This window comes from Embleya australiensis (genome assembly GCF_051903075.1).
In the GTDB taxonomy this organism is placed as follows: domain Bacteria; phylum Actinomycetota; class Actinomycetes; order Streptomycetales; family Streptomycetaceae; genus Embleya.
The window spans coordinates 1,998,782-2,012,122 of record NZ_CP182423.1 but is presented as its reverse complement, the minus strand read 5'-3'; the positions used below and the strand labels follow the sequence as shown (position 1 = coordinate 2,012,122).

13 protein-coding genes are annotated in these 13,341 nt (G+C 73.4%); 10 read left to right on the top strand and 3 right to left on the bottom strand.

What is annotated here, in order from left to right:
- The first annotated feature begins 2 nt into the window (after window positions 1-2).
- The 3 genes from ACMXN5_RS39065 (at window position 3) to ACMXN5_RS39055 (ending at window position 6,559) form a co-directional block, all read left to right on the top strand.
- A complete protein-coding gene (locus ACMXN5_RS39065) occupies window positions 3-956 on the top strand; it encodes an alpha/beta hydrolase (RefSeq protein WP_439679640.1) in 954 nt (317 codons plus the stop codon).
- A gap of 165 nt (window positions 957-1,121) precedes the next feature.
- Window positions 1,122-3,119 (top strand): CocE/NonD family hydrolase, encoded by a 1,998-nt coding sequence (locus ACMXN5_RS39060; protein WP_439679639.1) that lies wholly within the window; start codon window positions 1,122-1,124, stop codon window positions 3,117-3,119.
- Between the two features lie 173 nt (window positions 3,120-3,292).
- A complete protein-coding gene (locus ACMXN5_RS39055; protein ID WP_439679638.1) occupies window positions 3,293-6,559 on the top strand; it encodes a BTAD domain-containing putative transcriptional regulator in 3,267 nt (1,088 codons plus the stop codon).
- Here ACMXN5_RS39055 and ACMXN5_RS39050 read toward each other — a convergent pair.
- Window positions 6,553-6,963: a VOC family protein gene (locus tag ACMXN5_RS39050; RefSeq protein WP_439679637.1), complete on the bottom strand. Its 411-nt coding sequence runs from the start codon at window positions 6,961-6,963 to the stop codon at window positions 6,553-6,555. The genes ACMXN5_RS39055 and ACMXN5_RS39050 overlap by 7 nt on opposite strands.
- Before the next feature lie 56 nt (window positions 6,964-7,019).
- On the opposite strand from ACMXN5_RS39050, the gene ACMXN5_RS39045 reads away from it, so the two are divergent.
- The gene (locus ACMXN5_RS39045; RefSeq protein WP_439679636.1) at window positions 7,020-7,463 is read left to right on the top strand and encodes a MarR family winged helix-turn-helix transcriptional regulator; all 444 of its coding nucleotides are present in this window, start codon (window positions 7,020-7,022) and stop codon (window positions 7,461-7,463) included.
- A 135-nt stretch (window positions 7,464-7,598) separates the two neighbouring features.
- The gene (locus ACMXN5_RS39040) at window positions 7,599-8,201 is read left to right on the top strand and encodes a hypothetical protein (RefSeq protein WP_439679635.1); all 603 of its coding nucleotides are present in this window, start codon (window positions 7,599-7,601) and stop codon (window positions 8,199-8,201) included.
- Window positions 8,202-8,286: 85 nt separating this feature from the next.
- Here the strand turns inward: ACMXN5_RS39040 and ACMXN5_RS39035 are convergent, their stop codons facing one another.
- A complete protein-coding gene (locus tag ACMXN5_RS39035) occupies window positions 8,287-9,453 on the bottom strand; it encodes a pyridoxal phosphate-dependent aminotransferase (RefSeq protein ID WP_439679634.1) in 1,167 nt (388 codons plus the stop codon).
- Window positions 9,454-9,537: 84 nt separating this feature from the next.
- Here ACMXN5_RS39035 and ACMXN5_RS39030 point away from each other — a divergent pair, with 84 nt between their 5' ends.
- The 5 genes from ACMXN5_RS39030 (at window position 9,538) to ACMXN5_RS39010 (ending at window position 12,609) form a co-directional block, all read left to right on the top strand.
- Window positions 9,538-10,074 carry a helix-turn-helix domain-containing protein gene (locus ACMXN5_RS39030; protein ID WP_439679633.1) on the top strand — a complete coding sequence of 179 codons (537 nt, stop codon included), beginning with the start codon at window positions 9,538-9,540 and terminating at the stop codon, window positions 10,072-10,074.
- A gap of 93 nt (window positions 10,075-10,167) precedes the next feature.
- A complete protein-coding gene (locus ACMXN5_RS39025) occupies window positions 10,168-11,289 on the top strand; it encodes a poly(ethylene terephthalate) hydrolase family protein (RefSeq protein ID WP_439679632.1) in 1,122 nt (373 codons plus the stop codon).
- Between the two features lie 88 nt (window positions 11,290-11,377).
- On the top strand, window positions 11,378-11,767 hold the full coding sequence (locus ACMXN5_RS39020; protein WP_439679631.1) for a cupin domain-containing protein: 390 nt from the start codon (window positions 11,378-11,380) through the stop codon (window positions 11,765-11,767).
- Between the two features lie 128 nt (window positions 11,768-11,895).
- Complete coding sequence (locus ACMXN5_RS39015) at window positions 11,896-12,078, top strand: hypothetical protein (RefSeq protein WP_439679630.1); 183 nt, start codon at window positions 11,896-11,898, stop codon at window positions 12,076-12,078.
- A 171-nt stretch (window positions 12,079-12,249) separates the two neighbouring features.
- A complete protein-coding gene (locus ACMXN5_RS39010) occupies window positions 12,250-12,609 on the top strand; it encodes a GNAT family N-acetyltransferase (RefSeq protein WP_380003577.1) in 360 nt (119 codons plus the stop codon).
- Between the two features lie 46 nt (window positions 12,610-12,655).
- On the opposite strand, the gene ACMXN5_RS39005 is transcribed toward ACMXN5_RS39010, so the two are convergent.
- Window positions 12,656-13,294 (bottom strand): LysE family translocator, encoded by a 639-nt coding sequence (locus ACMXN5_RS39005; RefSeq protein ID WP_439679629.1) that lies wholly within the window; start codon window positions 13,292-13,294, stop codon window positions 12,656-12,658.
- Window positions 13,295-13,341: the final 47 nt, after the last annotated feature.

Sequence of the window (13,341 nt, the reverse complement as noted above, 5' to 3'; positions counted from 1 at the left end):
CCATGCCCCTGGACCCGCCGATCCAACGCATCATCGACCTGCTCGCCGACCACCGTTCCGCCGACCCGCCGCCGGGTACGTTGGCCGAGCGGCGCGAACTCGCCAACGCCACGATGCGGCTCGCCTTCATCGGTCGCCCCGACGACGTCACCGCGACCGACCACCGGATCCCGGTCCCGGGCGGCGAGATCACCGTGCGCATCCTGCGTCCGGCCGGACTGCCCGCCGCCGCACCGGCGTTCTACTTCATCCACGGCGGCGGCTGGTTCCAGGGCGACCTGGACACCGCCGAGGTGGAACTGGGTCCGATCACCGCGCAGGTGGCCTGCGCGGTGGCGCTGGTCGACTACCGGCTCGCGCCCGAACACCCCTACCCGACACCGCTGGAGGACTGTGTCGCGGGTTACGCGTGGCTGCACGCCCACCACGCCGAACTGGGTCTGGACCCCAACCGGATCGCGGTCGGCGGGTGCAGTGCGGGTGGCAACCTCGCCGCGCTGCTGTGCCTGGTCGCCCGCGACCGGCAACTGCCCAAGCCGGTAGCGCAGTTGCTCGACGTACCCGGCGTGGACCTGACCCGGATGGAACCCTCGGCCGGCCCGGAGGCGACCGCGGACCTCGGCGGCCTGACCCCCGAGGCCTGCAACGAGTTCTTCGACCTGTACCTGCCCGAGGGCGTCGACCCGCGCGACCCGCGCGTGTCCCCGCTGTTCGAGCCGGACCTGAGCGGACTGCCCCCGGCGGTGATCACCATCGCCGAGCACGACCCGCTGCGCGACCAGGGCGAGCGCTATCTGACCCGGCTGCACGAGGCGGGTGTACCCGCTGCCGCCTTCCGGGTCCTGGCCCACCTGCACGGCGGCTGGGTCATCCCCGGCACCGTCACCCACGCCCTCGTGGGCGACCTGCGCGCGGCGTCGGTACGCCGTGCCCTCGGCGGCACGCTCGCCCCCTGACCCCGGCGCGTGGCTGCGGTCCTCCGACGGACGACCGCAGCCACGCCCCGGCCCGCTTCACCCTCATCCCCCCCGATCCACCGTCCCCGACGAAACACGCGCCACCATCGTCCGTTTCATCCATTTTTGTTCATTTTCACCCTCGCACGACCTTTGGAGGTCAGGGTGTCCGTCCACATCCGCAGACAGCGGGCCACTCGGCAAGTCGCGGCCAGACGCCGCCTCGCCGTGTCCCTCGGCTCGGTCCTCGCCCTCGTCGCCGCGCTGTTCGGCGCGGTCCCGGCCGGCTCGACGCCCGCCGCCGCGACGCCGCTCGTGCAGGGCAGCGTCGCGCAGTACGGCGTCGCCACACAGCTCAACGTCCCCGTCACCATGGCCGACGGAACCGTGCTCCGGGCCGATGTCCGCACGCCCGCCGCCGCCGGCACCACCACCCCCGCCGCCGGGTCGTTCCCCGTGCTGCTGACCCAGACCCCCTACGGCCGGGGCGGCGTCGAGGCCGAACTGTCCTGGTTCACCCAGCGCGGCTACATCACCGTCAGCGCCGACGTGCGCGGCACCGGCACCTCGGCCGGCTCCTGGTCGCCGTGGGCGCCGATCGAGGGCCAGGACGGCGCCGCACTGGCGACCTGGGCCGCCGTGCTGCCGCACGCCGACGGCAAGGTCGGCCTGTACGGCGGCTCGTACGCCGGCATCAACCAGATCATGACCGCCGCCGCCGTCGGCCCGAACTCGCCGATCAAGGCCATCTTCCCGCTCGTCGCGGGCAACGACCTGTATCGCGAACTGGTCACCATGGGCGGCATCCCCGACTCCCAGTTCATGTCCTTCTGGCTCACCTACACCGGCATCTCGCACATGACCGCGCCGCTGGCCGAGGCACTGCGCGAGGGCTCCACCCAGAACATCCTGGACACCCTCACCCTGGAGATCCAACACCTCGGCGGCGTCGCCCAGTCCAACCTGCCCATCCTCACCGGCCTGCTCGGCGGCGGCGCGCAGGCCTACGACGGCACCTTCTGGCAGCAGCGGCGCCCCGCCGACATGCTGGCGAGCGTGGTCGCCAACGGCGTGCCGGCGTTCCTGGTCGGCGGCTGGTACGACCTGTTCCAGCGCGGCGCGTTGATGAACTACGCCGGACTGCAGAACGCGTGGGCCGGTCGCCCGGTCGGCGCGCCGATGACCGCCGACCAGCCGGTCACCGACCGCTACCAACTCCTGATGGGCCCCTGGTACCACGACCCGCGCCAGGACCCGACGCTCGACCTGCCCGCGCTGCACCTGCGCTGGTACGACAAGTGGCTCAAGGGCATCGACACCGGCATCACCGGCGCCGCGAACCCCAACCCGCTGCACGTCAAGGAACTGGGCACCAACCGCTGGCTGGACACCCGCGCCTACCCGTTCACCGGCGCCGACCCCACCCGCCTGTACCTGGACAAGGGCCGCACCGGCAGCGCCCCGGCCTCGGCCAACGACGGCGGGCTCAGCACGACCGCGCCCACCGCCAACGCCAGCGAGTGGATCAGCTGGACCGCCAACAACAGCCCGTGCACCCGCTCGACGGCCCAGTGGCTCGGCGGCTTCATCAAGGACCCGGCCTGTACCGACAGCAACACCGCGCGGGAGACCGGGACCGGCTCGCTCGTCTACACCACGGCCCCGATGACCGAGACCAAGGTGCTCGCCGGCCCGATCGGCGCGACCCTGTACGCCCAGTCCAACACCCCCGAGACGCACTGGGTGGTGACCGTCACCGACGTCGCCCCCGACGGCTCCTCGGTGCCGCTCAGCTCCGGCGCCCTGGCCGGCTCGCACCGCGCGATCGACCCGGCCAAGAGCTGGTACGCCCCGGACGGCAGCATGCTGATGCCGTACCACCCGTCGACCCAGGCGACCACCTCGTCCGTGCCGACGAACCAGGTCGTGCGCTACGACGTGGAGGTCTTCCCGACCTTCGCCTCGATCGCCCCCGGCCACCGGATCCGGGTGAACGTGACCACCGCGGACACCCCGCACCTGTCCGCCACGCTGACCCAGACGCCGGGCCTGCTCGCCGGCATCTGGCAGCTCAAGTCCGGTCCCGCCAACCCGTCGTCGGTCACCATCCCGCTGGCGCCGGCCTCGGCGTTCGGCACGGCGTGCACGAGCGTGTGCCCGTAGCGGTGCCCGCTCGATGACGGCATGACCCGCACGCGCCCGGCCGGGGGAGGCATCCCCGACCGGGCGCGTGCCCGTGTGCCCGCCGCGCCGCCCGTGACCCGCGTTGCGCCGGTCCCGCGCCGCCCGCGACCACCGGTCGTCGGGCGGTTTCGCGGCTCTGGGATCCTGGGCGGATGCGCGTGGCACTGCTCGGGACGGTTCGGGCTCAGGGGGACGACGGGACACCGATCGAGATCGGGGGCGTGCGGCTGCGCATGTTGCTGGCCCGGCTCGCGCTGGACGCCGGGCACGTCGTGTCGGTCGACACGATCGTCGACGGGCTGTGGGGTACCGAACCCCTGGCGGACGCCGGCAACGCGGTCCAGACGCTGGTTTCGCGGCTGCGCAAGGTGCTGCGGGCGGCCGGGGTGTCCGTGGACCTGGTCGGCGGCGGCTACCGGCTCGCGCTGCGCCCGGAGGACGTGGACGTGCGCCGCTTCGAGGAACTGGCCGCGCGCGGTCGACGGGAACTGGCGGCGGACCGCCCGGCCGAGGCGGCCCCGGTACTGGCCGAGGCGCTGGCCCTGTGGGAGGGGCCCGCGCTGGGCGACCTGGCCGAGGCGCCGTTCGCCCGCTCGGTCGCCGCCCGCCTGGACGGGCTGCGGGTGGACGCCGCCGAGGACCGGTTCGAGGCGCAACTGCGGCTCGGCCGGCACGCCGAGGTGCTGGCCGACCTGGAAGCGGCCTGTGCCGCGCACCCGTTGCGCGAGCGCAGCGCGGCGATGCGGATGCGCGCGTTGTACGCGGCGGGCCGCCAGGCCGAGGCGCTGGCCGTGTTCGAGGAGGTACGCGGCCGGCTGGCCGGGGAGTTGGGCGTGGATCCCTCGCCCGAACTGCGCGAGACCCATCTCGCGGTGCTGCGCGGCGAGTTGGCCGACCCCGTCGCCGCCCGTCCCGAGCCGGTCGCGGATCACCTGCCGACCCGGCTGACCGGCTTCTTCGGCCGCGACGCGGAACTGGGGCTGCTGGCCGAGCTGATGGCCGGCTCCCGCCTGGTCACCCTGGTCGGCGCCGGTGGCGCGGGCAAGACCAGGTTGTCCGTGGAGGCGGCGAGCCGGCATCCGGCCCACGGGCGCGGCCGGGTCTGGTTCGTATCGCTCGCCGGCGTGCGCAGCGCGGACGGCGTGGTCGACGCGGTGTCGGCCGCGCTCGGCTCCTGGGACCTGCGCTCCTCCGACGCCCGCCCGCGCCGGACCGCCTCGCCGCTGGAGCGGGTGGCCGAACTGCTCGACGTGGGCGAGGCCGTACTGGTCCTGGACAACTGCGAGCACCTCGTCGACGCGGCCGCGGAGCTGGCCTACGGCCTGCTCGACCGGTTGCCGCGGTTGACCGTGCTCGCCACCAGCCGCGAGCCGCTGGGGATCACCGGCGAGGCGCTGTGCCGGGTCGGGCCGCTGCCGATACCGGTGCCGATCCCCGAGCACGGCGCCGCGCCGGACCCGGACACGGTCGCGCGGGCCGCCTCGGTACGGCTGTTCCTGGACCGGGCCGCCGCCGTGCGGCCGGGCTTTCGGCTGGACGCGGCCACGATCGGCCCGGTGGTGGAGATCTGCCGGCGCCTCGACGGGATGCCGCTGGCCCTGGAGTTGGCCGCCGCCCGGCTGCGGGCGATGAGCGTGGAGCAGATCGCCCGGCGGCTCGATGACCGGTTCCGGCTGCTGAACGCGGGCAGTCGGGCCGAGGCGCCGCGGATGCGCACGCTGCACGCGGTGGTGGAGTGGAGCTGGGACCTGCTCGCCGAACCGGAGCGGATGCTCGCCCGCCGGTTGGCGGTGTTCCCCGGCGGCGCGACCGTGGACGCGCTCGAAGCGGTGTGCGCGGGCGGGGAGTTGGCTGCGGACGACGTCTTCTACGTGCTCGGCTCGCTGGTGGAGAAGTCGATCGTGGACGCGGTCGGCGACGGCGAACCGCGCTACCGGATGCTGGAGACGGTACGCGCCTACGCGGCGGAGCGGTTGGACCGCGCCGGCGAACGCGCCGAGTTCGCGGCCCGGTTCGAGCGCTGGTGCCTGGATCTGGCGGAGCGGCACGACCCGCTCCTGCGCACCGCCGCGCAGTTGCACGCGCTGGCGGTCCTGGACGCCGAGTACGCCAACCTGATGGCCGCGCTGCGCGCCACGCTGGACGCCGGCGCGGCCGAGCCCGCCGCCCGGTTCGCCGCCGCGCTCTTCTGGTACTGGGGCATTCGCGGGATCGGCGCGCCGTTCGAGACGATCGTCCCGGAGGTGCTGGGCTTCGGCGACGCGCTGCCCGAGGCCGCGCGGGCCGCGTTCGGCGCGATGCACGTGCTGGCCGCGATCACCGTGCCCCGGCTCGCGGACAGCGAGGAGTTGCGCGCGGCGTTGGCCGAATGCGCCCGGACGGACGTGGTCGCGCGTTATCCGGCACTCGCCGTCGGACTGCCGCTGGCCGCGTTCCTGTCCGGAAACGTCGAGATCGGCGAGCGCGAACTGGCCCGGATGTCGAACGGGTCCGACCCGTGGGCCCGGGCATGCGCGCACTGGGCAATGGACTTCGTGTGCAGCGACCGCGGCGACTGGACCTCCGGCGCGACCGCGCGGGCCGAGGCGCTGCGCGGATTCCGGGCGCTGGGCGAGCGGTGGGGCCTGGCGTCGGTGTCGATGGCCGTCGGCTCGCACCACTCGATCCGCGGCGAACACGCGCCGGCCGTCGCCGCCTTCGAGGAGGCGGTGGCGCTCATGGCCGAACTCGGCTCCGAGGACGACCTGGCCATGTACCGGGGCATGCTCGCGGCGGAGCGGATGCGCGCCGGCGACCTGGCGGACGCGGAGCGCGAGTTGCACGTCGCCGAGGCGCGGGCGCGGGAGCGCGGCCACCGGCACCTGGAGTTGACCGTGCTCTCCGGTCGCGCCGAACTGCACCGCCGAAGGGGTGATTTCGCGGCGGCCGAGGCGGCGCTCGACCGGCTGGACGTACTCGCCGAGAGCCTGTCGCTGCCCGCCGAGATGGTCGGCGACCTGGTCGCCAAGGGCCGCGTGGCCACCCTCCTGGCCCGGGCCGCGAAGGGCGAGGGCGACGATGTGTCGGCGCGAGTCCGGGAGTTGCTGGCGGCCACCTCCGCCGGCGCGATCCGGCGCCGCGATTTCGCCGACGTCGCGCCGACGGCGGAACTGCTCGCCGCGCTGTTGGAGGCGACGGGGCAGCCGGTCGACGCGGCCGAGGTGCTGGGCCTCGGCACGGCGCTGCGCGGGATCTTCGACGCGGGCAGCCCGGATCTGCGCGCCCTGGTCGACCGACTCGTCGCGATCCTGGGCGAGGACGACCACCGGGCGGCCTACGAGCGGGGCGCCACGTTGTCCCGCGACGCGGCGGCGACCGCGCTGACCGCCCGGCTTACCTCCGACGCCCACGCCGACTCGGCGCCGAACCGCGCTCAGTAGACCTGGAGTTCGATCAGGTTGCCGTCCGGGTCGCGGACGTGGGCGCTGTGCAGGGTGGGGCCCCAGGCCGGGCGGTGGGTGGGCGGGGTGACGGGGCGCGCGCCGTGCGCCAGGCACAGGGCGTAGCCCGCGTCCAGGTCGGTGACCCGGCTGACCAGCATGGTGCGGTCCTGGGTCGGGCCCGGGGCGGCGGCCGGGAGGTCCTCGGTGCCGACCACCGATGCGAGCATCGCCCGGTCGAACAGGACCAGTGCACCCTCGGTGCCCACGTCCCAGCTCGCGTACGGGCCGTTCTCGTCGCCCCTGGCCCGGGTGGCGCCGATCAGCTCGGGCAGTACCGCGTCGTAGAAGCGGAAACACTCGGTGAACCGGTCGACGAGCAGGCGTGGGTGAAGGGCGTCCATCGGAACTCCTATTCGTAGGTGTGTACCAATGATTGGTGCAACCCTACAATAACGTCATGGACGAGACCACACCCCCGACGCTGACCGCGCTCAGCACCTACCTGCTCTCCCGCGTCGGCAAGGCGGCCCGGAGTCGGCTCGGCGAGCAACTGGCGCTGCGAGGGCTGCGGTTGTGGCACACGGCCGTGCTCGCCGCGCTGGCCGACTTCGGCGCGCACGCCCAGCGCGACCTCGCCGCACGCCTGGGGATCCATCCCAGCGACGTGGTCAAGGTGCTCGACGAACTGACCGCCGCCGGCTGGGTGGAGCGCATGCGCGATCCGGACGACCGCCGCCGGGTGCTGGTCACGCTCACCCCGGCCGGGCGCGCCGCGCTGGCCGAGCAGGAGGCGGCGGCGCGCGCCGTACAGGAGGAGATCCTGGCCCCGCTGGACGCCGAGGAACGTGCGCTCCTGCACGACTTCCTGCTCCGGATGCACCACGAACTGCCGCTTCGCTGATCCGAGACCGGGCGGCGCCCGCGCCCCCGAGGCGCCGATTTGGCCTGCGGATTCAAAGTGTGTTCGAGTATCCGGGCATGGGCATGATCCGGTGCAGTGGCCGGACGAAGATCACGCGCTCGGAGAGGAACACCAGTGAGCGATCGCGGGATCCGAGAGTACGGCCTCGACGGGGAGTTGGCACGTGTCGCGGGTGTCGAGGTCCGACTCGTCGTGGACGGATTCGCGGCCTGGGGCCTGGAGTGGGTCGACGGGCCCACGGTGGACCGGATGCGCGCCCACGTGGCCGCCGTACGGGCCGGCCGGCGGGGCGTCGCGCCGCCCGAACACCGGCTCGACTACCGACGCCGGCAGAGCCCGCGCGCCTGGGCCGCGCGGGCCGTCGCCGCGATGCGCGACGTGAGTTCGGTCCGGGCGGTGGCCGCCGGCGCGGCGCTGCGGCGCAACCACCCGGCGGGCCGGAACCGACGCCCCGGCGCGCTGCGGCCGGAGGACCACGCGCTGCTCGACCTGGTGCAGCGGCTGTACGAGGGCAGCGCCGACCCGGAGCAGGCCGATCGGCCGGAGGACGAGCCGCTGATACGGCGGCTGCTGGCCGAGGGCAACCAGTCCAGGGAGGCGATGTGCCGCATCCTCAACGACGCCGACCCGGAACTCGGCTTCGGTGCCGACGACCTGCGCCGCACCGAGTCCGGCAGGCCGATCCTGCGCCTGGTGTCGGAGGAATCGAGCTGCTGAGGAGCGCCCCGGGCGCGCCCGGCGTGCCCGCCCCGCCTGCCGTGTCCGCCGCACCCGGCGTGTCCGCCGCACCTGCCCCGCCCGCTCAGCCGAACGCCGCCACGAACCGCGTGCGCAGGTCGTCCAGCCGCTCGGCCGGCTCGTTGGCGAACACCAGGCGCAGGTACGTGTCGCCCGCCGGCCCCCACCCGTTCATCGGCGTGGCCGCGACCCGGCCGAGCCGGAACAGCCGTTCGGCGGCGACCTCGGGCGACAAGCCCATCGCGACGGTGTCGATCAGCAGCGACCAGCCGCCGTGCGGGCGAATGCACGGATAGTCGGCGAGCCGGTCGAGGATCGTCGCGCAGCGGCCCTGCCAGATCGCGGTCGCGGCGGCGACGTCCGCATCGGCGTCCGGTGCGGACAGCGCGGCGGCGACCGCCTCCTGGGCGATGCCGACGGGGCAGACCACATTGCTCAGGCCGACGAGTTTGACGTCGGCCATCAGCTCGGCGGGGCCGACCACCCAGCCGACCCGCCAGCCGATCATCCGCAGCTCCTTGGAGGCCGCGCCGCAGGTGATCGTGCGGTGGGCCAGGCCCGGATGCGCGGCGGGGTGGTCGGGGCCCTTGCCGTCGAAGCGGATGCGCTCCATCGCCGCGTCGTAGATCACCCAGCAGTCGTGCTCGGCGATGGCCCGGGCCAGCGCGTCCCAGTGGCCGCCGTCGAGCAGCGCGCCGGTGGGCATCGCCGGCGCCATCACCAGCACGGCGGCGGTGTTCGGGCCGACGGCGGCGGCGAGTTCGTCCGGGTCGGTGTGCCAGCCGGCGGCGCTCGGCCGGCACGGCACATGGCGCGGGACGCCGCCGGCGAGGCGGATCCGGTTGACCAGGCCGGCGTAGATCGGGTCGGCGATCACCACCTCGCGCCCGGGTTCGACGGTGGCGAGCAGCACGTCGAGCACGCCGTTGAGGCCACCGGCCGCGTTGACCACCTCGGTGTCCGGGTCGTACGCGCGCCCCGCGATCCGGCCCACGTGCGCGGCGACGGCCGCACGCAGCCGCGCCGAGCCGTGGAACGGCAGGTAGCTGTTGGCGGCGTCGTCGTCGATCGCGGCCCGGGTGGCGGCCGGCGCCACGGCCGGCGGGCGGATGTCGGTGTCCAGGTTCTCCAGGCGCAACAACTCCGGGTCGTGCGCGGCGTCGGCGGCGTCGCCGACCTTGTCCACACCGATGCCCGGGATGTGCCGGAGGCGGGTTACCCGAGTGACCATGATGCCGATCTCCCTCGAATATGCCGGTAAACTGGTACGTGGGTCCAGCATAATGAACGCCATGACCATCGCAAGGGAATCCGCATGACCATCGCGCGCGACATCGGCACCAACATCCGCGTCCTCCGCGAGGCGGCCGGCCACTCGCTCGCCGACCTCGCCGCGAGCGCCGGGCTGAGCAAGACCACGCTGCACGGCATCGAACAGGGCGAGGCCAACCCGACGCTCAGCACGCTGTGGGCGCTCGCCGCCGCGCTGGACGTGCCGCTGGGCGGCCTGCTCGACGGAGGCGCGTCGGCCGTCACGGTGGTCCGGGCCGATCAGGGTCCGACGGTGCGCGGCGACGCGGTCCGGGCCCGCCTGCTGCACCGGGTGCACGTGCGCGGCTGGGTCGAGCTGTACGAACTCGACGTGGACACCGCCGAACAGGTGTCCGATCCGCACCGGCTCGGTGTGGAGGAGTGCCTGCTGGTCACCGAGGGCCGGGTGGAGACCGGACCGGCCGCCGATCCGCGGGAGTTGGCGGCGGGCGACTCGATCCGCTTCGACGCGGCCCGGCCGCACGTGTACCGGGGGCTGGACGAGCACAATCGGGCGGTGCTGCTGATGGTGCATCACTGACGTGGGGCAGGCGCCGCCGGGTGCGGGCGGGGTTACCGTACTGTGACCAAGGTTCGTCGTATGGCAGCGAGTTCGGGGCGATTGACTCCCGCTATGGCATCCTCATTCGTCCCCGGGGATCCGGTTCGGCCGGACCTGCCGGGACCCTTCCACATCGGCACCATCGAGTTCCCGTTCTGGACCGGTGGGCCGGGGTTCACCCTCGCCAAGATCAGCTACCCGGCCGAATACGACGGTTGGCTGGCTCCGGCCGACACGTCCGAGGGTTCCTACCCGTCGGTGATCATGGCGCCCGCGACCTGGACCGGTTCGAACATGTACGACTGGTTCACCGACTACGTGGTGCGGCACGGCTACATCGTCTTCCGCTACTTCCCGGAGAACATCCTCGCGCTCGACCCGCACATGCACGCGGACACCATCGGCGACGCCATCGACAAGCTGCTGGACATCGACGACGACCGGTTCAACCCGCTGCGCGGCCTGATCAAGAGGGACGCGTTCGCGGCGGTCGGGGTGTCCCTGGGCGGGGCCGGCGCGCTGCTCGCGGCGGCGCGGGACAGGCGCATCCGCGCGGTGCTTGGCTTCGCGCCGGGCCGCAACGTGAAGCAGGCCGAGTTGTACGCGGCGATCGACGTCGAGGTCCGCACGGTGGCCACGCCCACACTGATCGTGTCCGGGCAGAACGACCGGATCTCCCCCGGATCGGGGCTGCACTACCTCGACCTGGTTCCGCGCGGCTACAAGGCGTACGTCGAGATCTCCGGCGGGAACCATGTGCAGTTCCTCGACCCGTGCGATGTGGACATCCACCTGCCCGGGCTGCCTCGGGACGGCAAGCCCTCGATCACCTTCGCCGAGCAGCACGCGATCACCAACGTGTACGCGACCGCCTTCCTGCACGCGGCGCTGAAGGGATACGGCCACTGCGAGGCCCACGTGTCCGGCGCGGACGCGCTGCTGGCGCTGGCGAGCGGCGTACTCTCCGACCTGCGCTCGGAGGCGGGGCCGTTGCCGCTGCCGTTCCCGGCCGCGCCGGCGGGGGTGCGCGGCGCGGCGGCGGCAGCGGTGCCGGCGGCGGTGGCCGGCGACATCGTCGGCGCGGCCGGCACGGTGGCATCGGCGCTGGCGCTGCGGGTCAACGGGCTCGTACGGGACCTGGCCCGAGGGGTGGAACGGGTCACCACGGAGGTGGAGAAGCGGATCGCCCGCTAGCGGGCGAAGGCCGGTCGGCACTCGCCCATTCGGTGTGGTTCGCTCTGCTGTGTGTTTCCCGGCTTCGAGCGGCGTCGACCCTGAACTCATGGGTGACCGTGAACCGATGACCAAAGCCGTGCTCGTGCCCGCCGGCGCCGACCTCGTCGGTGCGCAGGGCACCCGGATCAGCGAACGTGTATCCACCGCGACGGTGGGCTCCGGGCGCCTGTGCGGCTTCTTCGCCACGCTCGGACCGGGTGAGCGTACGGCCGTGCACCACCACGACGGGGAGGAGACCGTCGTGCTGCTCACCGCCGGCAGCTGCGACGTCTTCTCCGGCGACGGGCTGAGCGGCGGAGTGCACATGCGGGTGGGCGACGTCGTGTTCATCCCGTCCGGCTGCGTGCACCAGGTGCTGGCCGGGCCGCACGGGTTCACCGTGTTCGAGGTCAGATCGGGCGGCACGGACCGGACCGAACTGGTCGACCCCGCCTGACCGCACATCCGTTCGCCGACCGCGCCGCCCGGTGCGGGGGTGTCGGGGCGGCAACCCGCCTGGCACTCTGGGGGTCGGGCCGCGAAGTCGCGGGTGCCACACGGGGTTACGGAGATGGGTAGGCGTCGATGACGAAGTCCTTGATCGACGAGATCGGCCGGGAGCGGGCCGCGGAATTGATGACCAAGGCCGTCGAGAAGGCGGTCGCGGAGCTGCACGCGGCGGGGCTGCCGGCGATCGGCGGGGAGAACGGGCGGGTGTACAAGGTGTACCCGGACGGGACGAAGGTGTACGTCGACGAGGAGGAGTGACGCGCGGATCCCGCCGGCCGGATCCCGGGGAGCGGCCCGCGGGCCCCGCTCGCCGGGTCGATACGGTGGGGGCTCGCGAGCGGCGATCGGTCTGGCCGAGGGGCGTGCGCGTGGGTCCGGATTCCCGGGCCGCCGACCCGACCGTTCGATCGTGAGCCAGGAGGCAGCAGCATGGAAACGCGCGTCGTCGACAACCCGGCGAAGTCCCGCTACGAGATATTCATCGCCGCCGACAACGCCGCGGAGGGCGCTTCGGGCCCGGTCGCGCCGCCGCTTCGGGCCGGCGAACTCGCGGGCTTCGCCGAATACTTCGTCAGCGGCGACGAGGTCGCCTTCACGCACACCGAGATCGAACCGCGCTTCGGCGGCCGGGGTCTCGGCGGGCGGTTGACCCACGCGGCGCTGGACGCGGTGCACGAGCGGGGCCTGGCGGTGCTGCCGTACTGCTCGTTCATCCGCGACTGGATCGCCAAGCACCCGGAGTACACCCACCTGGTCCCGGAGGACCGCCGCGACGCCTTCGGCGTGTAAGCCCCGGCCGTGGCGGACGGCGGTCGCTTCCGGACCCGTCCCGGCTCTACGACTCCACGGCCATCCGGATGCCCAGGGCGACCATCACCCCGCCGGACGTCTGCTCCAGCCGGCGCCGCACCTTGGCCCGGCCGAGCACGGTGCGCATGCGGCCGACGAACCACACGTACAGGCCGTAGAAGCCGATCTCGAAGGTGGCCCAGATCGCGGCCAGCACGACCATCGTGGGCAGTTGCGGCGAACCGCTCGGGACGAACTGGGGCAGGAACGACATCGCGAACACCGCCGCCTTCGGGTTGGCCAGGTTCAGCGTCAAGGCCGCCCGATAGGCCCGCCACCCGCCGCCCGACTCCTCCTCGCCCGCCGCCCCCTCGGCCGCGGCGGTGAATCCGGTCAGCCCGTCCTGCCGCGCCGCCCGGATGGCCTGCACCCCGAACCCGACCAGCACCACGGCCCCGACGATGCGCATGATGTCGTAGGCCAACTGCGACGCGGCCAACAACCCGGTCAGCCCGAAGGCCGCCGCGAGCCCCCAGACGAACACCCCGCTCTCGTTCCCGAGCACGGCCGCGAACCCGGCCCGCCGACTCCGCAACGAATGCCGAATGATCAGTACCGAACTCGGCCCCGGACTGGCCGCGATCAACGCACAGGCACCCAAAAACGCCAACAACGTATGAGTCATCCCGGCATCCTGACCCCGAACCAACCCACCCGGCCACCCATTTCCCC

Excerpts from the sequence above, each read along its gene's own strand:
- ACMXN5_RS39065 (WP_439679640.1), top strand. The coding sequence starts at position 3 with ATGCCCCTGGACCCGCCGATCCAACGCATCATCGACCTGCTCGCCGAC.
- ACMXN5_RS39020 (WP_439679631.1), top strand. The coding sequence starts at position 11,378 with ATGGGTGACCGTGAACCGATGACCAAAGCCGTGCTCGTGCCCGCCGGC.
- ACMXN5_RS39030 (WP_439679633.1), top strand. The coding sequence starts at position 9,538 with ATGACCATCGCGCGCGACATCGGCACCAACATCCGCGTCCTCCGCGAG.
- ACMXN5_RS39005 (WP_439679629.1), bottom strand. The coding sequence starts at position 13,294 with ATGACTCATACGTTGTTGGCGTTTTTGGGTGCCTGTGCGTTGATCGCG.
- ACMXN5_RS39055 (WP_439679638.1), top strand. The coding sequence starts at position 3,293 with ATGCGCGTGGCACTGCTCGGGACGGTTCGGGCTCAGGGGGACGACGGG.
- ACMXN5_RS39050 (WP_439679637.1), bottom strand. The coding sequence starts at position 6,963 with ATGGACGCCCTTCACCCACGCCTGCTCGTCGACCGGTTCACCGAGTGT.
- ACMXN5_RS39010 (WP_380003577.1), top strand. The coding sequence starts at position 12,250 with ATGGAAACGCGCGTCGTCGACAACCCGGCGAAGTCCCGCTACGAGATA.
- ACMXN5_RS39035 (WP_439679634.1), bottom strand. The coding sequence starts at position 9,453 with ATGGTCACTCGGGTAACCCGCCTCCGGCACATCCCGGGCATCGGTGTG.
- ACMXN5_RS39045 (WP_439679636.1), top strand. The coding sequence starts at position 7,020 with ATGGACGAGACCACACCCCCGACGCTGACCGCGCTCAGCACCTACCTG.
- ACMXN5_RS39015 (WP_439679630.1), top strand. The coding sequence starts at position 11,896 with ATGACGAAGTCCTTGATCGACGAGATCGGCCGGGAGCGGGCCGCGGAA.
- ACMXN5_RS39025 (WP_439679632.1), top strand. The coding sequence starts at position 10,168 with ATGGCATCCTCATTCGTCCCCGGGGATCCGGTTCGGCCGGACCTGCCG.